Raw genomic sequence first — 23096 nt, forward strand, 5'->3', positions numbered from 1 at the left:
CGCCCTTGTTCACGTGCTCGCCCTTGTTCACGTGCTCGCCCTTGTTCACGTGCTCGCCCTTGTTCACGTGCTCGCCCTTGTTCACGTGCTCGCCCTCGTTCACGCGGGCGCCCTCGTTCACGCGGGCGCCCGTTGGCATCCGCTCTTGGCCTCGGCACTCGCCTTCACCTCGGCGTCGGCTCCGACGCGGGCGTGGCCGAGCTCAGGTGCCTGGCCCAGGCGTCGTGGCGTGCCGCGGCGAACGGTCGGTGGTCGATGGGGGCGTGTGGGTTGAGGCGATATGTCGACTATGCGAACTTGAGCGAGTCCTAGGTGCCGAGTAGGCGGGGTCGTGACGTGCTGTCGGGTGCGGGTGCGGGTGCGATGGGTTCGGGGGTGATCTCAAGTGGGTTGGCTTCTGGGGCTGGGCTGAGGCGGGCGACGCTAAGGTCGGGCGGGCTTGGCCTGGTCAGGGGCCGGGGCAGCTCGAGAGGGGGTAGCTCGGGCCGGGGCGAGTCGGCGCGCGGTTGAGTCGGGGCCGAGATGAGCCGGGGCGGGACGAGTTGGCCGGGCTGGGGGCATGGGACCGTGTCCAGGGAGGTGCGCGGGGTTGGGCTTTGAGCTGTTGGACCACTCCCGCTGGTAGGCGGTTGCGCCTCGCCCGCTATCCGGGGCCGAACTACAGCCCGGCGGTCATGCGGCCGGGTACGAGGCGTGGTGTTGCTGCCGCAGCGGCCACGCGCAATGCGGTCTGGAGACGAGGACGGGGGACGAGGACGGGGGGGTGTGGCACGAGACCGGCAGGGGGACGGGGCGGTGGCGGGAGGCGAGGACGGGACCGGGGACAGGACCGGGGCGGGGACGGGAGACCGGGATGGGGATGGGGATGGGAGACCGGGACCGGGATGGGGATGAGGCGCGGGGAACGGGCACGGGGAACGGGCACGGGGAACGGGCGCGAGGAAGGGGCGCGAGGACGCGCACGAGGAAGGGGCGCGAGGACGCGCACGAGGAAGGGGCGCGAGGACGCGCACGAGGAACGGGCGCGAGGACCCGCACGAGGAACGGGCATGAGGAACGGGCACGGGGACGGGGACGGGGCGGTGGGCGGGAGAGCGGGGCGTTGATGAGGACTGGGGTGGGCTCGCCCTGGCTTGGTGGACGACGGCTACTGCTGTCGTCGGTGCGGTTGTGGAGGAGGCTCGCGCTGGTTGCTGGCGTGCGTGGGAGACGATGCGGATTTCGTACTCGGTTGTCGGGTGGGGCCGTTTCACGTGGAACGTGGATCGGGTGGTGTGCGGGCCGGCGGGTGCCGAGGGCGTGTGGGGGAGAGGACCGGGAGGAGCGAGGGGAAGGCGGCAGGGTACGGAGGGACGGGGGTCGGGACGAAGGTGGAACGCTGCCGGAACTGCGGTGGAGACTGCGTCGCGTCGTGTCGCGTCGCGTCGCGTCGTGCCGCGCTGGGCGTAGGCCGGGCCGGGCTGGATTGGCAATGGCCGGCAAGGGCCGGGCGATGCAGGGCCGGACTGCGCAGGGGCTAGGTGGGAGTCGGGGTCGGTTGAGGTGTTTCACGTGAAACGAGGGCGTGGGTCCGGTGTGGAGTAGGGGCGACGTCGGAGCCGTTGCGGTGGGAGATGGAGCTGGAGTGCGGACCAGTCGGGCTTGGGGTGTGTCGTTTGGCTATTGGGCGTTCCACGTGAAACGCGGGTGAGGGTTGACCCCGGAGGGTGTTTGGGGTGGGGAGTGGGCGTGGGGTTTCACGTGGAACGGAGAAGCCGGGAGAAACGGCGACACGGGAGGGTGGGGGTGTGGGCGTTGGTTGCGGTGTCACCGGTTACCGTTGCGGTGGTTGGGGTGGGTGGGTTGCTCCTTCTGTAGTGCTCGGTGGATTCGGTGGTAGCTGACGCGAGGAGCGGTATGAACACGAGGCTTGGGCGTGGACTTGGGGCGTTGATTCCGAGTAACCCGGCTCCTGGGAGCGCGACGTTGGGGAGCAAGTCGAACTCGATCCCGGGGGCTCCGCCGGTCACGCCGGAGATCTCTGGTTCGGCGGGTGGGGCTGAGTTGGCGGCGGTGCCGGGGGCTGAGTTCGCGGAGATCGAGGTCGGGAAGATCTCGCCGAACTCGAAGCAGCCGCGGAGTGTGTTCGACGAGGACGCGATGGCGGAGCTCGTGCACTCGGTGAAGGAGATCGGGCTGCTGCAGCCGATCGTGGTGCGGCGGCTCGGGGACGACAAGTACGAGCTGGTGATGGGGGAGCGTCGCTGGCGGGCGACGCAGGAAGCCGGGCTGGAGACCATTCCGGCGATCGTGCGGGACACCTCGGATGACGTGATGCTGCGGGACGCGCTCCTGGAGAACCTGCACCGGAGCCAGCTGAACCCGCTCGAAGAGGCGGCGGCGTACCAGCAGATGCTGGACGACTTCGGATGTACGCAGGAGGACCTGGCGAACCGGATCGGGCGGTCCCGGCCGCAGATCTCCAACACGCTGCGACTGCTGAAGTTGCCCGCTTCGGTTCAGCGGCGGGTGGCCGCCGGGGTCCTGTCGGCTGGTCACGCGCGGGCCCTGCTGGGGCTGCCGAGCGGGGACGCGATCGAGCGGCTCGCTCAGCGGATCGTGGCTGAAGGGCTCTCCGTCCGTACGGTCGAAGAGATCGTCGCGATCGGCGACATGTCGGCCGACGACCCGACTCCTGCGCGCCGGCGGAACAAGCCGGTGGCTCCGCGACTGGTGGACCTGGCGGATCGCCTGTCCGACCGTTTCGAGACCCGGGTGAAGGTCGACCTCGGGAAGACCAAGGGCAAGATCACCGTCGAGTTCGCGTCCATCGACGACCTCGAGCGGATCGTCACCTTGATGGATCCCAACAAGCAGGCCGAGTAGCTGCCGCCAGAACACTGGTTTTCCGGCGTCGGAGGTCGCATCGAGAGCGATCTGGGGCGATCGACGTCGCCGGCGGCCAGGGGCGAGACGGCTTAGGATGCCGCTCACAGAACTTTTTGAGCACCTCAGCGGGGCTCACAGTGTCGTTCTCAGAGCCGATCCAGCTCGGCAGCACAATCCGCCGAGCTCATCGCGCTATGTCGATAAATTGATTTAGCGCTTTACGGTGTCCCGTTTCACGTGAAACAGGTGTCAGCGAGTGAGGTCGTGGTGAACCTTGCGCTCGGCATAGAACGACAGGAACGGGATCGTGCCGGCGAGCGCGACCAGGACCAGCCGGGTCAGAGGCCAGCGGACCCGGCGAGCCAGGTCGAACGAGAAGAGCAGGTACACAACGTAGAGGAAGCCGTGCAGCGGGCCGACTACGTTCATCACCGCTGGGTTGTCGCCGAAGTACTTGAGCGGCATGGCGACGAAGACCAGGACCAGGAGCATGACGCCTACGACGTAAGCGATGGCTCGGTAGCGGGTCAGGGCGCCCTGGGTCGCGGCCGGGAGGGACGGCTTGGTGGCGGGATCTGCGGGGGAGGTCACGCAGAAACGGTACCGCTTGCGTCCTCAGGGTTCGGGGGCTGGTGGTCGGGATCACCTGAGCGGTGGGCGTCGAGGACCATGCGGCCCCACATCCACAGGGTGAAGGCGGCGAAGATCCACCACTGGAAGGCGTACGCGACGTTGCGCAGTCCGGCGTGGTCCGTCGGCGGCGACGGCGGCTCGACCGTAGTCAGGCCGGCGGAAGAGGTGCCGGCGGTGGGGGTGCTGGGATCACTGGCGGTCTGGACGACGAAGGCGTCGTACACGCGGTAGTCGACCATGTGGACGATCGTCGGGATCCGCAGCGACTGCAGGACGCGGGTCTTGTTGACGTCGCCGGAGGAGTCCTGAGCTTCGGAAGAGGCGATGCCGCCGGTCAAAGTCGCCGGGCCCGTGGGCGCCTTGGCGGCGGGGTCGTCGACCGAAGCAACCCAGCCCCGAACGACCATCACGGCGCCCGTGGCAGAAGAGCCGGTGTCGTTCAGCAGCAGGGGAGTGACGACCCAGAAGCCGTCTCGATCCTCGTGCAAGCGGTCGGAGACGTAGATCTGATCGGCGGGCGAGGCCCACGTACCGGTGACCGTGACCCGACGCGCGACCGCGGAAGCCGGCAGGCCGGCGTCGATGGAGAAGAGCGAATGCAGCGGCACAGCAGGGATCGCAGCACGACCAGCGGTGGCCGTGGCGGTCTTCGAGCGGTAGACGTCGAGCTGCCAAACCCCCAGCACTGACATCACAGCAGCGATCGCCAGCGCCAGCAGTAGCAGGGCAGACCAATGAGGGGTCAGTGCCGTCCGCCACACAGGACGGTTGGAGTCAGTACTCACGGGAGCGGGATCGGTCGGCGGCGCAACGGTCATCAGAAGCTCAACGAGCAGCGGCCGCGGCCAGCAGATCGCGGCACAGGACACCGAGCTCGATCCCGGCGGCCTCGGCAGCGAGCGGGACGAGCGACGTCTCCGTCATGCCCGGCGCCACGTTGACCTCGAGGAACCACGGCACGCCTTCGGCGTCGACGACCAGGTCGGACCGCGACAGATCACGCAACCCGAGTGCCTTGTGCGCCGTCACCGCCGCGTCAGCACAAGCAGCCGCGACGGCAGCATCGAGCCGAGCCGGTACGACGAACTGCGTAGCCCCCGCCGTGTACCGCGCCTCGTAGTCGTAGAACCCCGAGTCCGGCTGGATCTCCACCGCCGGCAGCGCCCGCGGCCCGTCGCCGGTGTCGACCACCGTGACGGCGACCTCGGTCCCGTCGACGTACCGCTCGATCAGCGCGACCGGCCCGTACGCGTAGCAGTTGACCATCGCCGACGGCAGCTCATCCAGCGTCCGCACGATCGACGCGCCCAGCGCCGAGCCACCACGCGCCGGCTTCACGACCAGCGGCAACCCGATCTGGCCGACAACTGCCTCCATCAACGCCGCGGCGCCGAGCTCGCGGAACGTGTCGTGGCCGAGCACCACCGACTCCGGCGACCGCAGCCCGGCGGAGCGGACCATCGTGCTCGCGACGGGCTTGTCGAACGCCGTCCGGCAGGCGGCCGCGTCGGCGCCGACGTACGGGACGCCGTACAGGTCGAGGACCTGGCGCAGGGCGCCGTCCTCGCCGGTGACGCCGTGCAGGACCGGGAAGACCGCGTCGGGCGGGTCGTTGCGCAGGCGCTCGACCAGGTTCGCGTCGACGTCGCGCTGCTCGACCTCGACACCGACGCTGCGCAGGGCGTCCGCGACGCGGCGGCCGGAGCGCAGCGACACGTCCCGTTCGTGCGACAGACCGCCGGCAAGTACCAGCACTCGACCCAGATCACTCATAGAACTTTCCCGATCACTCGTGGGCGATTCCGGCTCGGCGCCGGTCCCGAGGCCCATGGGAACGGTACCGCTACCGCTGGGCGGACCCACGGGCCGCCCGAAGATCCCTGCACGGATTTAGCGCGCGACGCATCAGCTCAGCTCCGGACCCGGAGCGTCGTAGTCGTGGCCTGCGCCAGGCGTCAGCGGCCCGAAGGTCTGCCGCAGCTCGAGCTCCTCGTTGATCACCGCGGCCAGCCGGGCGACGCCTTCGGTGATCCGCTCGGGCGTCGGGTGACAGTACGACAGCCGCATGCACTGCGAGCCGAAACCGTCGGTGAAGAAGGCTGTTCCGGGCACGTACGCGACCCGTGCGGTGACCGCCCGCGGCAGCATCGCCTTCGCGTCCAGGCCTTCGGGCAGCGTCAGCCAGACGTAGAACCCACCGTCCGGCTTCGTCCAGGTCGTTGCCGCGGGCATCTTCTCGGTCAGCGCCGCGAGCATCGCGTCCCGTCGTTCGCGGTACATCTCACGGAACTGCTTCACCTGCCCCATCCAGTCGTGCCGGGTCAGGTACGACGAGATCGCCAGCTGGCTGAACACCGGCGGGCACAGCGTCGCCGACTCCTGCGCGAGCACAAGCTTCTCCCGTACGGCGTGCGGAGCGACCGCCCAGCCCACGCGGAAGCCCGGCGCGAACGTCTTCGAGAACGACCCGAGGTAGATCACGCCCTCCCGGTCGTCCGCGCGCAGCGCGCGCCGCGGCTCACCGTCGAAGCCGAGCAGGCCGTACGGGTTGTCCTCCAGCACCAGCAGGTCGTAGCGCTGGCAGATCTCCAGCACCCGCCCACGCCGTTCCGAGGACAGCGACACACCGGCCGGATTGTGGAAGTTCGGGATCGTGTAGAAGAACTTGATCCGCTTGCCGGCCGCGCGCACGGCGGCGATCGCCTGCTCGAGCGCCTCCGGTACGACGCCGTCGTCGTCCATCGCGACGTGCACGACCTCACACTGGTACGCGCGGAAAACGCCCAACGCACCGACGTACGACGGTGCCTCGCAGATCACCACGTCGCCCGGGTCGCAGAACACCCGCGTCACCAGGTCGACCGCCTGCTGGCTGCCGACGGTGACCACCACGTCGTCCGGGTGCGCGTCGATGCCTTCGAGCCGCATCACGTCGCAGATCTGGTCGCGTAGCGTCGGGTCACCCTGGCCGGAGCCGTACTGCATCGCGGTGGCGCCGTGGTCGACGACCAGGTCGCGCACCGCGGAGCCCACCACGTCGAGCGGCAGGCCGGCGATGTTCGGCATGCCACCGGCCAGCGAGACCACCTCGGGCCGGCTGGCGACCGAGAACAGGGCCCGGATCTCCGATGCGGTCATGCCCTTGGTCCGTGCTGCGTACCGGTCGACGTAGTTGTCGAGACGGGTCTGCCGGACGTCGGGCAGGTCTGCACTCACGGAGCGGCTCCAGGGACTCGAGGGGGAAGTCTCAAGGCTACGCCGTGGTATCCGGGCGCGTGGATACCGATCGGCGCTTCCTCTCACTACCATGCCTTATAGGGGCAGGTTCGACCATGCCGCGGACTGGCAGCTGAGACGGCGGCCGGTCACACCTCACGTGGCGCGACCTGGCAGCACCGCGGAAGGCAGGATCGGAATGAGCGTGGGCAAGGCGTTCGGTTTGGCACTCGGTGGGCTGGTTCTGGGCCTGCTCGCCGGGTTCGCGGGCGAGCTGTTCAGACGGCAGCCGGCCGGCAAGGTGCAGCAGCGGTACGTCGCTCCGGAAGCGGCACAGACTCCCGGCGCGCGGACTCCGGCACCGGCGGCCCGATGATCACGGCGACGAGTCCTCAGGCGATCTGATGGCTCGCCGGCTGGAACCGTTGACGCTCGCCAACCTCGGCGAGCTCCCGGCACCGTGCCGGGCCTGCGTGTTCTGGGAGCTCGACCCGGTGGCCGCCCGGACGGCGAACCGCACGGGTGACTCCGAGCTGGAGAAGGAAGCCTGGCTGTCCCAGCTGCTGCTCGACTGGGGCTCGGCCGGCTTCCTCCTGTACGTCGACGAGCAGCCGGCCGGCTACGTGATCTACGGCCCGGCCGCCAACCTGCCGCGGATCCAGGCGTTCCCGACGGCGCCGGTCAGCCCGGACGCCGTCGTCCTGGCGACCGGGCGGATCCTGCCGCGCTACCTCGGGATGGGGTTCGGCAAGCTGCTCGTCCAGGCGGTCGCGAAGGACGTGCTCAAGCGCGGTTTCCGCGCTGTCGAGGCGTTCGGCGACTCGCGCTGGGACGGGCCGGGGTGTGTCTGGCCGACGGACTTCCTGCACGCGGTCGGCTTCGGCGTCGTACGGGAGCACCCGCGCAACCCGCGGTTGCGAATGGACCTGCGGTCGACCGTGACGTGGCGCAGCGAGATGGAGGCGGCCGTCGAGCGGGTCTGGGGCGTGATCAGGCCGGAGGCTCCGGCTCCGCGGCCGGTCACGGTGCGCGAGGTCAAGGAGCCCCAGCGCCTCGAGCACGCACCGGGCTGAGGTTCACAACCGGCGCCGGGTGCGAGACACTCGCCCACCAGCACAGAAAGGCCCGGGCATGATCGACCGGCTGCTCGCCGACCTGATGATGGTGCTGCACGGCGCCTTCCTGCTGTTCTTCGTGATCGGCGGCTTCATCGCTTGGCGCTGGCGCAGGGTGATCTGGGCGCACCTGGCGGTCGGTGTCTACAACATCGTCAACGTCACGCTCGACTTCGCCTGCCCGCTGACCGGCGTGGAGAAGCACTTCCGCCGCGAGGGCGGCGAGGTGCCGTACGAGGGCGGCTACATCGCGCACTACCTGGACGGCCGGCTCTGGCCGGAGGGCGCGACCCCGATCGCGGAGAAGGTCGGGTTCGCGCTGCTGGTCATCTCGTACGTCGGCTACTTCGTGCTCCGTAGTCGCCGTAAGCGCCGCGCAACCAGGGAAGGATCAGTGGTCACCCGGACGTGATCCGGGCGCCGTTTCCCCATACTGGTAACCGTGTCCAGTCCTGTCGACGTCTACATGGCCGATCTCAGTCGCGCGCTCGGTGGTCCCCGCCGGTGCCGCGCCGACCTGATGGCCGAGGCGCGGGACAGCCTGGAGGACGCCACCGAGGCGTACGAGGCGGGCGGGCTGCAGCGCCTCGAGGCGGAACGCAGCGCGGTCGACGACTTCGGTGACCTGGCTGACGTGGTTCCGGGGTACCGCGCCGAGCTCGGGATCGCTCAGAGCCGTCGTACGGCATTCATGTTGTTCCTGGTGATGATCGTCCAGCCGATCGTGTGGCGGGAGGGCGCCTGGGCGTGGACGCAGCAGCCGGAGGGCACCACGCCGTGGCTCGACCTGCTCAACCGGTCGGTGATGGCGACCGGCATGCTGTCGATCGCGGGCGGGGCCCTGGCCGTCGTCGGTACGGGTCTCGGCCTGCGCTACCCGTGGCTGCGGGACCGGGTGGCACGCGCGACAGCGGTGTTCGCCCTGGTCAGCGCCGCGGCCGTCGGCACGATCGCCGTCCTGATGGGCTGGTTCAGCACGGAGCTGGGCGGCTCGAACCTGGCCGGCCTCGGCGTCGTCGCCGGGTTCGTCCTGCTGCCGCTGCTGCTGGTCTCGTACTCCGCCCAGCGCTGCCTGCGACTGGCCTAGGGTGGGAATTGCCAGACACGCCCTAGGAAGTCCTGGGCCGCAGCACGCCCTCGATGACCGTCCGGAACGTCTCCCACTCACCCCGCCCGTTCACGAGCATCTTCTGCCCCGCTGACGTGAGCTGGTACGTCCGGCGCTTCCGCCCGCTCACTGTGCTCCACTCGCTGGCCAGGTAGCCCGCGCGCTCGAGCCGGCGCAGCGCCGGGTAGAGCGTGCCGGTCGGTAGGTCCACGGCTCCGCCGCTGCGCTCCTGGAGCGCCTCCATGATCGCGTAGCCGTGCAGGGGCTCGTGCTCGACAACCGCCAGGATCATCGGGTCGAGGTGTCCACGCAGCGCATCCGCCTTCATGTAGCCAGTCTACCCATACGGCTGCTACCGTCGTCATCACATACGTAGAATGGCTACATGTAGCAAAGCGAGGCAGACACGATGACCGTCCAGACTCCCGTCCGGCCCCCGACCGCGGGCAGGCCCGGGCTGCTCCACCGCATCGCCGGCTGGGCTCAACGTCACGCCGGCCCGGCCGTCGGGCTGTGGGTGCTCGCGCTGGTCGCGGTCACGGCCGCCTCGATGCTGGTCGGGAGCGCGTACGAGAACGACAACTCGCTGCCCGGGACCGAGTCCCAGCGCGTGCTCGAGGTGCTCGACCAGCACCAGCCGCGCGGCACTGCCGACGAGCTCCAGATCGTGCTGGCCGGGGACCTCGACGAGCCGGCCACCAAGGCCCGGGTCGACGCGATGCTCGGCAAGGTCCGCGGCCTGGACCACGTCGCCGACGTCGCCGACCCGTACGCCGGGCAGGGCGCGCTCGCGGAGGACGGCCGTACGGCGTACTCGACGGTGACGCTCGACGGGACCGGCACCGACCCGGAGGCGGTCCGCGCGATCATCGCCGAGGCCCAGAACGCCGCGCAGCAAGGGCTTCAGGTCGAGCTCGGCGGCGACGTCGTGCGGGCGGCGGCGGAGAGCGCCGGGGGAGCCGCCGAAGGCGCGGGCATCCTGGCCGCGCTGGTGATCCTCGTGTTCCTCTTCGGATCGTTGCTAGCGGCAACTCTTCCACTGCTGACCGCGGTCTTCGCCGTCGGCAGCACGCTCGGCCTGCTGGTGCTCGCGTCGCACCTGTTCACCGTGCCGGACTACACCGCGCCGGTAATGATGCTGGTCGGTCTCGGCGTCGGCATCGACTACGCGCTGCTGATCTTCTCCCGCTACCGCAGCGAGCTCCGGCACGGCGTGGAACGCGGGCGCGCGGCCGAGATCGCCCTGGACACCGCGGGCCGCTCGGTCCTCTTCGCCGGCTGCACAGTCGTCATCGCCCTGCTCGGTCTGCTGGCGCTCGGCCTCGGATCCCTGCAGGGCATGGCACTCGGCGTCACGCTCACCGTCCTGATGACGATGCTCGCCGCGGTGACGCTCCTTCCCGCCCTGCTCACGTTGTTCGGCAGGCGTATCGAGCGCAGCGTCCTGAGGCACGCCGCCAAAGCACGCCGTACGCCGGGCGAGGGCTGGCGCAAGCTCGCCGGACTCGTCCAGCGCCGCCCCTGGACACCGCTGCTGCTCGGCGTCACCGCCCTCGTCGTCCTCTGCCTGCCCGCGCTCGATCTCCGGCTCGGTTTCGCGGACGCGGGCACCGACGACCCGGCGAAGACCAGCCGGAAGGCGTACGACCTGCTGGCGCAGGGATTCGGGCCGGGCGTCAACGGTCCGCTGATCGTCGTCACCGAAGGCGACCGCGCCGCAGCCGACGCCCTGAACCGCAAGCTGGCCACGCACGACGGGATCGCCGCGGTGACTCCGCCGCTGCCGAGTCCTGACGGCGTGGTCTCCACCATGCTCGTCTTCCCGACCTCGGCTCCGCAGGACGAAGCAACCAACCGGTTGGTCGGTACGCTGCGGGAGAGCACCCTGCCGTCGGTCGCCGCGGAGACGAAGGCGACGTACCTGGTCGGCGGTTCCACGGCGGCCGCGGTCGACTTCGCCGACGCGGTGAGCAGCCGGCTCCCGATCTTCGTCCTGGTCGTGGTCGGGCTGTCCGCGCTGCTCCTGCTGGCGGTGTTCCGCTCGGTGCTGATCCCGCTCAAGGCGGCCCTGCTCAACCTGCTCAGCATCGGCGCCGCGCTCGGCGTCATCACCCTGGTCTTCCAGCACGGCTGGTTCGGCGCGCAGCCCGGGCCGATCGAGGCGTTCGTGCCGGTGATGATCTTCGCGATCGTGTTCGGGCTCTCGATGGACTACGAGGTCTTCCTGATCTCCCGGATCCACGAGGAGTGGCGCCGGACCGGCGATCCGCTCCAGGCGGTTCGCGAGGGCCTGGCCAACACCGGCAGCGTGATCACCGCGGCGGCCGCGATCATGATCGTCGTCTTCGGGGCGTTCCTGCTCAGCCCGGACCGGATGCTGCAGCAGTTCGGGTTGGGCCTGGCGACCGCCGTACTGGTGGATGCGCTGCTGATCCGCTGCGTCGTCGTACCGGCGGTCCTGCGTCTGCTCGGCCGGCACGCGTGGTGGCTCCCGCGGCGCCTCGACCGGATCCTGCCGACGATCGCCCTGGAGCGATCAGAAAACTGATCGTCGGAGCAGAAAAAGAGCCGCCCACCAGCAGGTGGGGCGGCTCTCGCACAGCTCAGACAGTCAACTGACCGAAGCGCAGCATGCCGGTCGCGGCGTCCTGCTCCGGCGGCAGGTAGACCCGCTGGATCGCGACCACGATCGCCTCGGCGACCACGTCGCGGAAGTCGGCGTCGGCCAGCCGGGACGCGTCGTGCGGATTGGTCACGTAGCCGATCTCGAGCCGGACGGCGGGCATCCGGGTGCGCCGCAGCAGGTCCCAGGTCTTCTGGTGGGTGCGGCAGTTCAGCAAGTCGGTGCGGGCGACGATCTCGCGCTGGACCAGGCCGGCGAACTGCTCACCGATGCTGGACGACGTCCCGTGCAGGTCGGCGCCGTAGTAGTACGTCGCGACACCCTGCGCCTCGGGGTTGGCCGAGCCGTCGGTGTGCAGCGAGACGCACAGGTTCGCGTCGGTCTCGTTCGCGAAGGCGGCCCGGGCCAACTCGTCCGGCCCCTGGTCGCGACCACGCGACAGATAAGCCCGTACGCCGGTCGCGCCCAGCCGCCCTTCGATCCGGGCGGCCAGGTCGTAGGCCACGTCGGACTCCCGCAGCCCGAAGCCTTCCCAGCCGTAGTCGAAGCCGCCGTGGCCCGGGTCGATCACGACGGTCTTGCCCGACAGCCGCGGTCCGGCGGCACGCACGGCCTCCGCCGAGCGCAGCGCGTCCGGGCGACCGCCGGTGGCCATCGGGCGGATCCGCTGCAGCGCCTTGAAGGTGGACGGGCCGCAGGTGCCGTCGCCCGGCAGGCCCATGTTGCGCTGGAACTCGGTCACCGCGCGCTGGGTGTCGGCACCGAAGATGCCGTCCACCCGCGCCACGGCGAACCCGAGCTCCTGCAGCTTGGCCTGCAGCGCGAGCACGTCGTCCCCGGTCAACGGGTGCGACACGACGTACGTCAGCAGCCGGTCGCCCAGCCGCCAGCGCGCGTCGTCGATCGCCCGGTACGTCTGCGGGCCGACGACTCCGTCGATCATCAGCCCGCGTTGCTGCTGGAAACCCCGTACGGCGCGAGCGGTCGCCTCGTCGTAGACGAAGTGGTCGCCCGGTGCCAGCAGGCCGAGACGCTGCAGCTTGCCGATGATCTCGGCCACCGCCTCGCCGCTGTCACCGATCCGGTAGATCCGGGCGCCGTTGCTGGCTTCCATCAAGACTCCTTGCCGTGCGGCGGAAAGTGCCCTCCGAGGAAGGCAGATCAGGCAGATCAGCTCGTGAAGTCAGAGAGCTCCTTCAGCAGCGCAGCCTTCGGCTTCGCGCCGACGATGGACTTGGCGAGCTCACCGTTCACGTAGACGTTGATGGTAGGGATACCGGTGACACGGTAGTTGCTCGGGGTGACCGGGTTCTCGTCCACGTTCATCTTCAGGAAGGTCAGCTTGTCGCTGTGGTCCTGCGCCAGCTCCTCCAGGATCGGGGAGACCTGACGGCACGGGCCGCACCACTCGGCCCAGAAGTCCACCAGCACCGGCTTGTCGCTCTTCAGCACGGTCTGGTCGAACTCGGCATCGGTGACGGCGTTCATCTTCTCGCCCACGGCGAACTCCTTAAGGGTTGGTACTCGAGGTGGTGTGTGTCAGACCGAGACAGGCTCGGTGGCCGCGGCGGCCGCTGCCGACTGGCTGTCGGCGTACTCCAGCGTGGCCAGGAAGCGCTCGGCGTCCAGGGCCGCGGAACAGCCGGTGCCGGCCGCGGTGATGGCCTGGCGGTAGGTGTGGTCGACCAGGTCGCCGGCGGCGAACACGCCCGGCAGGTTGGTCTCGGTGCTGCCCGGCTGGACCAGCACGTAGCCGTCCTCGTCCAGGTGCACCTGGCCCTTGACCAGCTCCGAGCGCGGGTCGTGACCGATCGCGATGAACAGGCCGGTGACGGGCAGGTCGCGCTTCTCACCGGTGACGGTGTCGGTCAGCTGCACGCCGGTCAGCTTGCCGTCGCCCTGGACCTCCGAGACCGCGGAGTTCCAGGCGAACTCGATCTTGTCGTTGGCGAACGCGCGCTCGGCCATGATCTTGGAGGCGCGCAGCTCGTCGCGACGGTGCACGATCGTCACCTTGTCGGCGAACCGGGTCAGGAAGGTCGCCTCCTCGATGGCGGTGTCGCCACCACCGACGACGGCGATCTCGTGCGCCTTGAAGAAGAAGCCGTCACAGGTCGCGCACCAGGACACGCCACGACCGGACAGGGCCTCCTCGTTCGGCAGGCCGAGCTTGCGGTAGCCCGAGCCCATCGCCAGAACCACGGTCTTGGCGCGGTGTACGGTGCCGGCCGAGTCGGTGACGGACTTGATGTCACCGGTCAGGTCCACGCTCACGACGTCGTCGGGGACCAGCTCGGCACCGAAACGCTCGGCCTGGTCACGCATCTCCGACATCAGGTTCGGGCCCATGATGCCCTGGGCGAAGCCCGGGTAGTTCTCCACCTCGGTCGTCGTCATCAACGCACCACCGGCGGTCACGGAGCCCTCGAAGACCAGCGGCTCCAGCTGCGCCCGCGCGGCATACACCGCAGCGGTGTAACCCGCGGGGCCCGAGCCGATGATGATCACGTTGCGAACGGCTGTGTCGCTCACGAATGGCCTTCCTAGCTTCCGAAGAGACTGGACGTCGTACTCAACGGATCCTAGAGGCCGACCATTCCCACGGTACCCACCGCGGCCGGACGACAAGCCAGGGGCTCACCGTACGGAATCAGCGATTGCGCAGTGTGACAGTCGTGTCGTAGAAGGGCGTCGCGATCCCGCCGGAACCGCTACATCCGGTCACCAGGAACACCCGCACCTCACCCGCGGACTCACCCGGCAGCCCGATCACCGTCGACCGCTTGCCGTCGACCGTCACGGGCTGCACCAAGCGGAGCTCGGAGTTCGGCTGGGTGGAGGCGAACTGCCGCGCACAGGCCAGCTCCTCGGCCTCACCGTGCAGGACCGGCCCGTTGGACCCGTCCAGCCAGCGCTGGGCGTCGGGGCCGACCTGGTCGGTGGTCATGCTCGGCACAGAGGTCGGATTGCCGATCCCGGCAGCCCCCTCCGTCGAGTGGTCCGCGGTGGCCAGTACGACGCCGACGACGCCCGCACCCGCGATCACGACCACAGCGGCCGCCGCGAGCAGCAGCTTCGGCAGGTGCCGCCGGGGCTCCTCGCGGAGCTGGACCAGCGAGTGCACGCCGACCGTCGACGCGCGCAGCACGGACTCCGAGGCGATCACGGCGTTCAGGTGCTCGGCCACGTCGGCCGGCATCGGGATGTCCATCCGGCCCTCGTCGGCCAGGTCCTCGGTCAGTTGCAGCAGCGCGTCGTACGTCTGCTGGCAGTCCGGGCAGGCCTTCACGTGCTCCCGGGCGCTGTGCGCCTCCGGAGCGGGCAGCAGGTTCTCGATCAGGTCGGCGATGGTGTCGGTGTCGAGGTGCTCGAGGTGCTCACTGGTCGGCAGACCGGCGTCGGTCATCTCGGATCCGCCCCCTTGCGGGACGTGCCGTAGTACGTGCACGGTGTGATCATCGGTGGAGTGCTCCGGTCGGGGTGCGCGGACAGGTCGCGGGTAGGCGACTCTGCTTCGACGGGTGACCCGATCATTCGGTTCCCACCGTTCCGGAACTCGTTGCGGCGGTCTTCTTGACCGCCGGTACGTCGTCCCCGCTGCCACCCCGTGTGGTCTGCCAGTGCCGCAGCAGCGGCAGCAGCTTGGCCCGCCCGCGCGCGCAACGGCTCTTCACCGTGCCCGGCGCGCAGCCGAGGATGGCGGCCGCCTCCTCGATCGAGTACCCCTCCATGTCGACCAGGACCAGCGCGCTGCGCTGGTCCTCGTTGATCTGCTTCAGCGCGTTCAGGACGTCCAGCCGGCGCTCGCCCACCTCGGCCGGGTCGTCCTCGACCGGGCCGGCCAGCTCGGCGGCGCGGTCCTCGTCCTCCGGCAGCGGGTCGGCGGCCCTGACCTGCCGGCGACGGATCCGGTCCAGGCAGGCGTTCACGACGATCCGGTGCAGCCAGGTGGTCACCTTGGCGTCGCCGCGGAACGAGTCGGCCCGGCGGAACGCCGAGATGAACGCCTCCTGCAGCGCGTCGGCGGCCTCCTCGGGCTCGCCCAGGGTCCGGATCGCGACCGCCCACATCCGGTCCCGGTGCCGCTTGACCAGGTACCCGAACGCGTCGGGGTTGCCGGCCACGTGCAGCCGGAGCAGCTCGTGGTCGTCCATCGCCTCGTAGCCCTGCGGCGGCACAGGGCCCGCGCCCGGGCTGAGGGGCGGACCGATCCGGGTCGTGTCGGAGGTCATTTCTGGATCTTGACCTCCGAGATCTCGCCGCGGTACCCGCCGCCTTCCTTGGGCAGCTTCGTCAGCCAGACCAGAACGTACCGCGACTCGACCGGTTGGGCCGGCTTCAGCTCCGCCGACTCGCCCGCGTCCGCGGCCTTGGCCACCGACTTCCAGCCGCTGACGGCGGCCGGTGACGTGCTCGGGTCCTCCTCCGGCACCATCAGCTCCAGGTCGGTGCCCTCGCCGACCAGCCCGACCGTCACCGACGACACAGCGGTCACCTCACCGAGGTCGTAGACGATGCCGACGCCGGGCTTGGTCCCGCCGAGGTCGGGCCGGTTCTTGTACGACATCGTCGTCCAGGTCGTGCCGGCCTTCTTGTCGTACGTGTTCGGCACGTCCTCGGGGTGCTCCTCGCCGTTGCCCTTCGGCTCCGGGTCGAAGTCCTTGGCGGCCACGATCGTGGCGGCCGCACCGGTCGACGGCGGCGGACCCGAGCTCTGCGGCGCGTCCGGGGTCGTCTCGCTGCCGCTCTGCTCCTTGTTGATGGCGCCCTTGACCAGGAACTGCGCCATCAGTACGACGGACAGCAGCGCCAGGACCGCGAGCAGGATCAGGATCCGCCCGCCCCAGCTGCCGCGCCGGCGCGGCTCGTCGGCCGGTGGCCGCCGTCGGCCGCCGCCGTTCTGCGAGGGCTGCTGGCGTCGTACCGGCCGGGTCTCCTGGGTCGACGCGTACGCCGGCTGGGCCTGGCCGTTGCTGTGGGCACGCGGCGGGGTCGGGTCGAGCGCGGGCGGCGGCGAGGCCGGGACGACCTGGGTGGCGTCGTCGATGCTGCCGTTCTGCCGGGCGACCGCGACCGTCTCGTCCATCTGGCTCGGCGGCTCGTGCGAGCTGCCGACGACGCCGGACAGGGCGGCCGACAGTCCGGCCGCGCTGGTGATCGCCGCGGCGTGGTGCCGGGGCGGGTCACCGAGCAGCCGGTCGGCGATGTCGTCGAGGGAGCGAGGCACTCCGGCGCGGACCTGGCGCGGGCTGAGCAGGCGGCCGTGCTCGACCGGTGCGGGCTGCAGCCCCCAGGCCGGAGCCGGGCCGGGCCAGCGGCCGGTCAGCGACGAGTAGAGCAGCTCGCCGAGCGCGCGGACGTCCTGCTCCGGCGTACCGGGACCGGTGGAGCGCAGCGCGGCCTCGGTGGCCAGGCCGACCACCTTGATCGCGCCGGCGTCCGTGACCACGACGGTGGCCGGGCTGATCGAGCCGTGCGAGTGGCCGGTGCGGTGCAGGTTCTCGAGCGCTTCGGAGACCTCACGGGCCAGCCAACCGGCCTGCTGGCCGGTCAACGGTCCGGTGCCGAGCATCCGCTCCAGCGGCCGCCCGCCGGCCCACTCGCGCACGCAGTAGGTGACGCCCTCGAAGACGTCGCAGTCGAGCACGCGCAAGAAACGGGGGTCGTTCGCGGCCGCGGCCCGCCGGGCCGCGTCGAAGAGGACGTTGGTCCGGGGGTCGCCCGCCGGGAGGACGTCTACGACGACCGCTCGGCTGAGCACCTCGTCCACTGCCCGCCACACCCGCGCACCGTCGATCTCCGCGAGCAGCTCGGCGATCCGGTAGCGGCCGGCGAGCAGGGCACCAGGACTGACGGTCTGGTTCGACACGGCGTCTCTCGCCCTCCTCGATGCACTGGTCGGCCTGCGTCTCCGCTCCGGATCCGGTCGCGCGGACCCGGCCGCGAGCGGATGGCGGTCCGATCGCAGGGCCCATGCTAGTGCCCTGCCCCACCGATGTGCCGGGCACGAGTGCACAAGCAGCGTGGGATCAGGAGCGGCGGGGCCTTCCGGGCAGCTTCGATGTGACCATGGACACCACGTCGGTGACCTCGTGGATCCGCAGGACCCGGGCCACCCCGACGTACACGGGCAGCATCACGACGGCGCCGATGCCGAGCTGGAGCACCGAGGCGACCGGCCCGCTCCACTCGACCTGCGCGTTCACGAGCGACAGCACGGCCCGGCCGATCCCGGCCCCGATCACCGCGGCGATCACCATCGCGAGCATCGGCAGCCCGATCCCGGCGCCGTGCACCCGCGGCACCTTGCGGGACAGCACCCGCCGCGAGATCACCACCGCGACCAGGTACGACAGCGCGTACGCCGCGCCGAGCATCACACCGCTGTAGCGCAGGTTCTCCTGGTCCAGCAGCACGCGGACGCCGACCAGCGCGGCGGTGATGTTGGTGGTGGCGATCGCGACCTGCAGGAAGAACGGCGTCCGGGTGTCCTCGAACGCGTAGAAGGTGCGCAGCTGGAAGTACTGCACCGTGTACGGCACCAGGCCGAGCGCGAGCGTCATCAGTGTGTACGCCATCAACGGCAGGTTGTTCTTGCCCGACCCGTACCCGGCGATCACCGAGACGATCGGGTGCGCGAAGGCCACCATCGCGGCCGCCGCGGGAACGACGATCGCCAGCGTCTGCCGGATCGACCGGGCCGACAGCCGGGCCACCTCGGTGACGTCGCCGTCGGCGGCCAGGGAGGACATCTGCGGCATCGCGGCGGTCGCCAGCGACACCGTGACGATGCCGTGCGGGACCAGGATGATCAGCATCGCCGTGCTGTACGCGAACAGACCCGCCTTCGCGCCCGGGGTCTCGGTCGCGCTACCGGCGATCGCGAGCTTGGTGACGACGACCAGCGTCACCTGGTTCACCGCGACGAACAGGACCGTCCACAGGCCGAGCTTCGCGGTGTGGCCGAGGCCGGTGCCACGCAGCCCGAACTTCGGCCGGTAGTGGTGACCGCTGGCCCGCAGGTACGGCAGCAGGACGAGCAGCTGGACGGCGATGCCGACGGTGTGGCCCAGACCGAGCAGCAGTTCCTCGTTGGTGCTGTACGTCGGCGGGGTGTCGCCGGTTCGGTAGATCAGCAGGAACGCGACGATCGAGCCGCAGGCGACGATGTTGTTCGCGATCGGCGCCCACATCATCGGGCCGAACCGGCGCCGCGCGTTCAGCACCTGGCCGACCAGCACGAACGCGCCGTAGAAAAAGATCTGCGGCAGGCAGAGCCGGACGAACATGATCATGTTCGCCTTCTCGGCCGCCCGGGACGGGTCGTGCAGCTCGTCCGGCAGGTACAGCTCGGCGATCACCGGCGCGAGCAGTACGCAGCCGACGGTGACGACCGCCAGGACGACGAAGCCGAAGGTGAGCAGCCGGTTGGTGAAGTCCTGGCCGCCGTCGTCGTGGTTCTTGATCGCGCGGACCAGCTGCGGGACCAGCACGGTGTTGAACACACCGCCGGCCAGCAGGATGTAGAGGCTGTTCGGGATGGTGTTCGCGGCGGTGAAGATGTCGCTGCGCAGCGCGGAGCCGATCGCGGCCGCGAGCAGGGCGATCCGGACGAATCCGAGCAGGCGGGACAGCACCGTCCCGGCTGCCATCACCGCCGCGGAACGCAGGGTGCGGTCAGCCATCCTTCGACCCGACTCCTTCTTTCAGACTCTCGGGGGTGACCCGCAGCGGCTCGACCGGGGCCGGCGGGTTCGGCTCGTCCGGGTGCGGGTCGTCGGCGTCGAGGCCGTTGCGCGGCTCGTCGAGCGCCAGCGCGGCCGGGTCGATCGGGGCCGGGTGCAACGGGTCGTCACCGGGCTCCGGTGTCGGGTTGCGGCGCTCGGAGCGCACGCGGCGGTAGATCCGGACGGCCGACGTACCGAACAGCAGGGCGACCGCGGAGCCGACCAGGATCCAGCCGACGCTGCCGTACTGCGCGGCCTGGATGACCAGCTCGCGGGAGCTGCCGACCGGCAGCTCATCGACCGACACCACCTGGGCCTCGGCGCGGATCAGGCCGTTCTGCTCGGCGCTCGCGTCGATCTGGTACGTCGCCTTCTGGCCCGGCGGCAGGGTCTTGATCTGCACCGGGTCGATCCGCAGGTCGGTCCGGTTCACCGAGCGGACCACCACCCGGACCCGGACCGAGACGGTCAGCTCGTTCGCGATCGTCAGCGGGAACGTGCCCTTGCTGCCGGACAGGTTCACCTTGAGCTCGCGGCCGTTGGCCCCGGCGTTCGTGACCAGGTGGACCTTGCCGAGCAGGTAGTTCACCGTGCTCAGCTCCGACGTCGCGAACCGCTGCGACTCGTCGGGGAAGCCGCGCCAGCTGGTCGACGTGCTGCGCAGCAGCGCGCGGCGCAGACTCTCGTCGGCGCCTTCGCGGTCGGTCAGGAGCGAGACGTACGTCGAGGTCGCGGTCGTCAGCGACTTGACCTGCTGCAGCTGGTTCGCGGTCAGGCCGGGCGTCGTCCGCGGCGCGTTCGGGCCCTTGCTCATGACGGGCTTGGCCTGCGGGTGGCGCGGATCGTTGCGGTAGAAGACGTCCAGCCCGACCGGAGTGGTCCACGGCAGGGTCAACGCGCTCGCCAGCGCGGCCGTCGCCTGACCGGTCTCGTCCCAGCCGCGCGGCGGCAGGGCGACGACGGTGACCTGGCCCTTGCCGGTCGACGCCAGCAGCGCGGTCTCGGCGGCGAACCGCTGCCGCACCTGGACCGGGTCGGCCGCGTTCGACGGGTCCGGGCCGCCGGCGGTCAGCGCCGAGTCGGCGATCACCGTGCGGACGCTCTTCACCGGGCCCTCGGGGGTCGACACGTCGTACATCGGGCTCGGGGCCAGCGACGGGCGGGCGTCGGGAGTCCACGCGGAGCTGGGGACCAGGTTGACGTCGTCGGGCTTCGTCCCGGCGTACCCGGTCGAGCCGGCCGCCAGGTTGCGGCTGCTGGCCGAGCCGTTCTCCAGCCAAAGGCCGGACTGGAAGTACTGCGGGCCGCCGAGGTTGAACCGCTCGGTCGCGGTCCGGGCCTGGCCGACCAGGTCGCGCAGCGGGGCGCCGCCGTCGATCAGGCTGCCGACGTCCGGGTCGCCGTACGGGAGCATCACCACGGGGTTGCGGGTGCGGCCGGCGTTGAAGGCGCTGAACCAGGCGGCGGCCACCTTCTGGCCCTTGCCGGGCTGGGTCTGGCCGTCGATGGTGACCTTGTAGCCGGCGGCCATCCGCTTGACCTCGTCGATCATCGCCGGGTCGACCAGCCAGGTGACCTTCTGGGCCCTGCCGATCGCGAGCAGCCGGCCGAGCTCACCGTCCGGTGCCAGCGCTTCGGCCAGGGACTCGTTCGCGAAGCGGTCACCGGACAGGAGCGTCGGGCGGTGCCGCAGCGGGATCACCAGGGCGGTGCTCACCTTGCGCGGCAGCGGCGTCTTCGGGATCACCGGCATCAGGGTCCGGGCCAGGCCGACCGAGACGCGTCCGGTCTCGCGGGTGTCGTCGTTGGTGTAGTCGCCGCGGAAGCGGACACCGACCGTGTAGACACCGGGCTCGTCGGACCTCAGGTCCCAGTCCGACCAGCGCACCACGAGCCGGAACGCGACCGTCGCCTTCGGCGCCAGCGGGGCGCCGTACTCCTGGAAGGTGGTGGAGTCGGAGTTGTTCAGGCCGACGCAGTCGTCGCGTTCGTTGACCGGCTTGTCGGCCTCGGTCGGGATCGCGGCCAGCTGGGCGCGCGAGTCCAGCCGTTTGTCGACGACGCAGACCGCGGCCTGCGGGTTGCCCAGGGTGGCCGAGCTGGTGTTCGTCACCCGGCCGGTGATCGTCACCTGGTCGCCCGGTCTCGGCGTGGCCGGGGTGAACGAGTCGACGGAGACGTCGACCACCGGGTCGTCCGCCGCGGGGCTCGCGACCGCGTCCGGGGCCGGCTGGGCCGCCACCGACGCAGCGATCACCAGGCTCGCGCCCACGCTCGCGCAGAGCCTCAGTCGCCGTCTGAACACGCCGTCACCGTAACCTAGTTCCCCGTGTCTCCTACTCCCGACCAGTCACGCTCCTCCGGATCGCTGTCCGCCATCCAGCGGCAAGGCGTCCAGGCGTTGCTGAAGATCGCCCCGGTGGTCGACGAGCTGGGTGCCCGCTTCGACGCGGCCGGCCACGAGATCGCGCTGGTCGGAGGTCCTGTCCGCGACATTCTCCTCGATCGTGGGAGCAAGGATCTCGACTTCGCCACCTCGGCCCGGCCCGACGTCGTCCAGCGGCTGCTGACCGGCTGGGCCGATCACGTCTGGGACATCGGCAAGGCCTTCGGCACCATCGGCTGCCGCAAGGACGACTGGGTCCTGGAGATCACCACCTATCGCTCGGAGTCCTACGATCCCACCTCGCGCAAGCCCGAGGTGGCCTACGGCGACACCCTCGAAGAGGATCTGGCCCGTCGCGACTTCGCGATGAACGCGATGGCGGTGCTGCTCCCGTCGCACCGCTTCGTCGACCCGTACGGCGGTCTCGAGGACGTCGCGAACAAGGTGATCCGGACGCCGGGCTCCCCGGAGGACTCGTTCTCCGACGACCCGCTGCGGATGATGCGGGCGGCCCGGTTCGCCGCCCAGCTGGCCTTCACGCCCGACCCGGCGGTGGTCGAGGCGATGACCGCGATGGCCGAGCGGATCACGATCGTGTCGGCCGAGCGCGTCCGCGACGAGCTGGAGAAGCTGGTCTGCGCGCCGTACCCGAGGGTCGGTCTGGACCTGCTGGTGTCGACCGGGCTGGCCGACCACGTGCTGCCCGAGCTGCCGGCACTGCGGCTCGAGCTGGACGAGCACCACCGGCACAAGGACGTCTACCAGCACTCGCTGACCGTGCTCGACCAGGCGATCGACCTGGAACCGCGGCTGAAGAAGGACGGCATCGAGGCGCCGGACTTCGTCGTCCGGTTCGCCGCGCTGATCCACGACATCGGCAAGCCGAAGACCCGCAAGTTCGAGGGCGACGGCAAGGTCACCTTCCACCATCACGACGTGGTCGGCGCGAAGCTGGCCAAGAAGCGGATGCGGGCGCTGCGGTTCAGCAACGACCAGATCGACGAGGTCGGCAAGCTGGTCGAGCTGCACCTGCGCTTCCACGGGTACGGGACCGGCGAGTGGACCGACTCCGCCGTCCGCCGGTACGTCCGCGACGCGGGCAAGCTGCTCAGCCGGCTGCACGTGCTGACCCGCGCCGACTCGACGACCCGGAACAAGCGCAAGGCCGACGCGCTGCGCTCGGCGTACGACGATCTCGAGGTGCGGATCGACCGGCTGCGCGAGCAGGAGGAGCTGGACTCGATCCGGCCCGACCTGGACGGCAACCAGATCATGGAGATCCTCGGGATCGGGCCCGGTCGCGAGGTCGGCGAGGCGTACAAGTTCCTGATGGAGCTGCGGATGGACGAGGGCGAGATCGGCGCCGACGCCGCCCGCGAGGCGCTGCTCGCCTGGTGGGCCGCGCGCGACTGACCTGATC

At 70.3% G+C, this 23096-nt stretch carries 20 protein-coding genes; 7 read left to right on the plus strand and 13 right to left on the minus strand.

All coding sequences use genetic code 11. The features are described from left to right. Positions 1-1896: 1896 nt before the first annotated feature. Positions 1897-2865 carry a ParB/RepB/Spo0J family partition protein gene (locus tag ACLQ2O_RS02855; RefSeq protein ID WP_425826823.1) on the plus strand — a complete coding sequence of 323 codons (969 nt, stop codon included), beginning with the start codon at positions 1897-1899 and terminating at the stop codon, positions 2863-2865. 252 nt (positions 2866-3117) lie between these two features. Here ACLQ2O_RS02855 and ACLQ2O_RS02860 read toward each other — a convergent pair whose 3' ends face one another. The 4 genes from ACLQ2O_RS02860 to ACLQ2O_RS02875 all read right to left on the minus strand — a co-directional run bounded on the left by ACLQ2O_RS02860 (position 3118) and on the right by ACLQ2O_RS02875 (position 6717). Next, positions 3118-3459, minus strand: a complete 342-nt coding sequence (locus ACLQ2O_RS02860) for a DUF3817 domain-containing protein (RefSeq protein ID WP_425826825.1) — start codon at positions 3457-3459, stop codon at positions 3118-3120. After that, a complete protein-coding gene (locus ACLQ2O_RS02865) occupies positions 3456-4319 on the minus strand; it encodes an SURF1 family protein (protein WP_425826827.1) in 864 nt (287 codons plus the stop codon). Before ACLQ2O_RS02865 ends, ACLQ2O_RS02860 begins: the two co-directional genes overlap by 4 nt. A gap of 7 nt (positions 4320-4326) precedes the next feature. Continuing rightward, on the minus strand, positions 4327-5274 hold the full coding sequence (locus tag ACLQ2O_RS02870; RefSeq protein WP_425826829.1) for a D-alanine--D-alanine ligase family protein: 948 nt from the start codon (positions 5272-5274) through the stop codon (positions 4327-4329). 132 nt (positions 5275-5406) lie between these two features. After that, positions 5407-6717, minus strand: coding sequence for a PLP-dependent aminotransferase family protein (locus ACLQ2O_RS02875; protein ID WP_425826831.1), 1311 nt, complete (start codon positions 6715-6717; stop codon positions 5407-5409). A 199-nt stretch (positions 6718-6916) separates the two neighbouring features. Here ACLQ2O_RS02875 and ACLQ2O_RS02880 point away from each other — a divergent pair, with 199 nt between their 5' ends. The 4 genes from ACLQ2O_RS02880 to ACLQ2O_RS02895 are packed head-to-tail and all read left to right on the plus strand — an operon-like array spanning position 6917 to position 8919. Then, positions 6917-7093 carry a hypothetical protein gene (locus ACLQ2O_RS02880; RefSeq protein ID WP_425826833.1) on the plus strand — a complete coding sequence of 59 codons (177 nt, stop codon included), beginning with the start codon at positions 6917-6919 and terminating at the stop codon, positions 7091-7093. Between the two features lie 28 nt (positions 7094-7121). Then, positions 7122-7790 (plus strand): GNAT family N-acetyltransferase, encoded by a 669-nt coding sequence (locus ACLQ2O_RS02885; RefSeq protein WP_425826835.1) that lies wholly within the window; start codon positions 7122-7124, stop codon positions 7788-7790. Between the two features lie 58 nt (positions 7791-7848). Further along, entirely contained in the window at positions 7849-8244 is a 396-nt protein-coding gene (locus tag ACLQ2O_RS02890) for a DUF2784 domain-containing protein (RefSeq protein WP_425826837.1), read from the plus strand. A 30-nt stretch (positions 8245-8274) separates the two neighbouring features. Further along, positions 8275-8919, plus strand: coding sequence for a permease prefix domain 1-containing protein (locus ACLQ2O_RS02895; protein WP_425826839.1), 645 nt, complete (start codon positions 8275-8277; stop codon positions 8917-8919). Between the two features lie 22 nt (positions 8920-8941). On the opposite strand, the gene ACLQ2O_RS02900 is transcribed toward ACLQ2O_RS02895, so the two are convergent. Then, entirely contained in the window at positions 8942-9268 is a 327-nt protein-coding gene (locus ACLQ2O_RS02900; protein WP_425826841.1) for a PadR family transcriptional regulator, read from the minus strand. Between the two features lie 81 nt (positions 9269-9349). On the opposite strand from ACLQ2O_RS02900, the gene ACLQ2O_RS02905 reads away from it, so the two are divergent. Then, positions 9350-11488, plus strand: a complete 2139-nt coding sequence (locus ACLQ2O_RS02905; RefSeq protein ID WP_425826843.1) for an MMPL family transporter — start codon at positions 9350-9352, stop codon at positions 11486-11488. Between the two features lie 55 nt (positions 11489-11543). Here ACLQ2O_RS02905 and ACLQ2O_RS02910 read toward each other — a convergent pair whose 3' ends face one another. The 8 genes from ACLQ2O_RS02910 to ACLQ2O_RS02945 all read right to left on the minus strand — a co-directional run bounded on the left by ACLQ2O_RS02910 (position 11544) and on the right by ACLQ2O_RS02945 (position 21595). Beyond that, positions 11544-12677: an N-acetylmuramoyl-L-alanine amidase gene (locus ACLQ2O_RS02910; protein WP_425826845.1), complete on the minus strand. Its 1134-nt coding sequence runs from the start codon at positions 12675-12677 to the stop codon at positions 11544-11546. A 56-nt stretch (positions 12678-12733) separates the two neighbouring features. Then, a complete protein-coding gene (gene trxA / locus ACLQ2O_RS02915; RefSeq protein WP_425829052.1) occupies positions 12734-13051 on the minus strand; it encodes a thioredoxin in 318 nt (105 codons plus the stop codon). A gap of 51 nt (positions 13052-13102) precedes the next feature. Further along, positions 13103-14095, minus strand: a complete 993-nt coding sequence (trxB, locus tag ACLQ2O_RS02920) for a thioredoxin-disulfide reductase (RefSeq protein WP_425826847.1) — start codon at positions 14093-14095, stop codon at positions 13103-13105. 118 nt (positions 14096-14213) lie between these two features. Continuing rightward, positions 14214-14969 (minus strand): anti-sigma factor family protein, encoded by a 756-nt coding sequence (locus ACLQ2O_RS02925; RefSeq protein ID WP_425826849.1) that lies wholly within the window; start codon positions 14967-14969, stop codon positions 14214-14216. 124 nt (positions 14970-15093) lie between these two features. Continuing rightward, entirely contained in the window at positions 15094-15795 is a 702-nt protein-coding gene (gene sigM / locus ACLQ2O_RS02930) for an RNA polymerase sigma factor SigM (RefSeq protein ID WP_425826851.1), read from the minus strand. Continuing rightward, on the minus strand, positions 15792-17432 hold the full coding sequence (locus ACLQ2O_RS02935) for a protein kinase family protein (RefSeq protein ID WP_425826853.1): 1641 nt from the start codon (positions 17430-17432) through the stop codon (positions 15792-15794). The genes sigM and ACLQ2O_RS02935 overlap by 4 nt, the downstream gene beginning before the upstream one ends. A 160-nt stretch (positions 17433-17592) precedes the next feature. After that, complete coding sequence (gene murJ / locus ACLQ2O_RS02940; protein WP_425826855.1) at positions 17593-19248, minus strand: murein biosynthesis integral membrane protein MurJ; 1656 nt, start codon at positions 19246-19248, stop codon at positions 17593-17595. Further along, complete coding sequence (locus ACLQ2O_RS02945; RefSeq protein ID WP_425826857.1) at positions 19241-21595, minus strand: DUF6049 family protein; 2355 nt, start codon at positions 21593-21595, stop codon at positions 19241-19243. Before ACLQ2O_RS02945 ends, murJ begins: the two co-directional genes overlap by 8 nt. 63 nt (positions 21596-21658) lie before the next feature. Here ACLQ2O_RS02945 and ACLQ2O_RS02950 point away from each other — a divergent pair, with 63 nt between their 5' ends. Next, the gene (locus tag ACLQ2O_RS02950) at positions 21659-23089 is read left to right on the plus strand and encodes a CCA tRNA nucleotidyltransferase (RefSeq protein ID WP_425829054.1); all 1431 of its coding nucleotides are present in this window, start codon (positions 21659-21661) and stop codon (positions 23087-23089) included. Positions 23090-23096: the final 7 nt, after the last annotated feature.

The sequence above is a fragment of the Kribbella sp. DT2 genome (assembly GCF_049844575.1).
In the GTDB taxonomy this organism is placed as follows: Bacteria; Actinomycetota; Actinomycetes; order Propionibacteriales; family Kribbellaceae; genus Kribbella.

Coding starts and splice junctions, on each gene's coding strand:
- ACLQ2O_RS02855 (WP_425826823.1), top strand. CDS start 1,897: ATGAACACGAGGCTTGGGCGTGGACTTGGGGCGTTGATTCCGAGTAAC.
- ACLQ2O_RS02865 (WP_425826827.1), bottom strand. CDS start 4,319: ATGACCGTTGCGCCGCCGACCGATCCCGCTCCCGTGAGTACTGACTCC.
- ACLQ2O_RS02870 (WP_425826829.1), bottom strand. CDS start 5,274: ATGAGTGATCTGGGTCGAGTGCTGGTACTTGCCGGCGGTCTGTCGCAC.
- ACLQ2O_RS02880 (WP_425826833.1), top strand. CDS start 6,917: ATGAGCGTGGGCAAGGCGTTCGGTTTGGCACTCGGTGGGCTGGTTCTG.
- ACLQ2O_RS02885 (WP_425826835.1), top strand. CDS start 7,122: ATGGCTCGCCGGCTGGAACCGTTGACGCTCGCCAACCTCGGCGAGCTC.
- ACLQ2O_RS02890 (WP_425826837.1), top strand. CDS start 7,849: ATGATCGACCGGCTGCTCGCCGACCTGATGATGGTGCTGCACGGCGCC.
- ACLQ2O_RS02900 (WP_425826841.1), bottom strand. CDS start 9,268: ATGAAGGCGGATGCGCTGCGTGGACACCTCGACCCGATGATCCTGGCG.
- ACLQ2O_RS02905 (WP_425826843.1), top strand. CDS start 9,350: ATGACCGTCCAGACTCCCGTCCGGCCCCCGACCGCGGGCAGGCCCGGG.
- ACLQ2O_RS02910 (WP_425826845.1), bottom strand. CDS start 12,677: ATGGAAGCCAGCAACGGCGCCCGGATCTACCGGATCGGTGACAGCGGC.
- trxA (WP_425829052.1), bottom strand. CDS start 13,051: ATGAACGCCGTCACCGATGCCGAGTTCGACCAGACCGTGCTGAAGAGC.
- ACLQ2O_RS02925 (WP_425826849.1), bottom strand. CDS start 14,969: ATGACCGACGCCGGTCTGCCGACCAGTGAGCACCTCGAGCACCTCGAC.
- sigM (WP_425826851.1), bottom strand. CDS start 15,795: ATGACCTCCGACACGACCCGGATCGGTCCGCCCCTCAGCCCGGGCGCG.
- murJ (WP_425826855.1), bottom strand. CDS start 19,248: ATGGCTGACCGCACCCTGCGTTCCGCGGCGGTGATGGCAGCCGGGACG.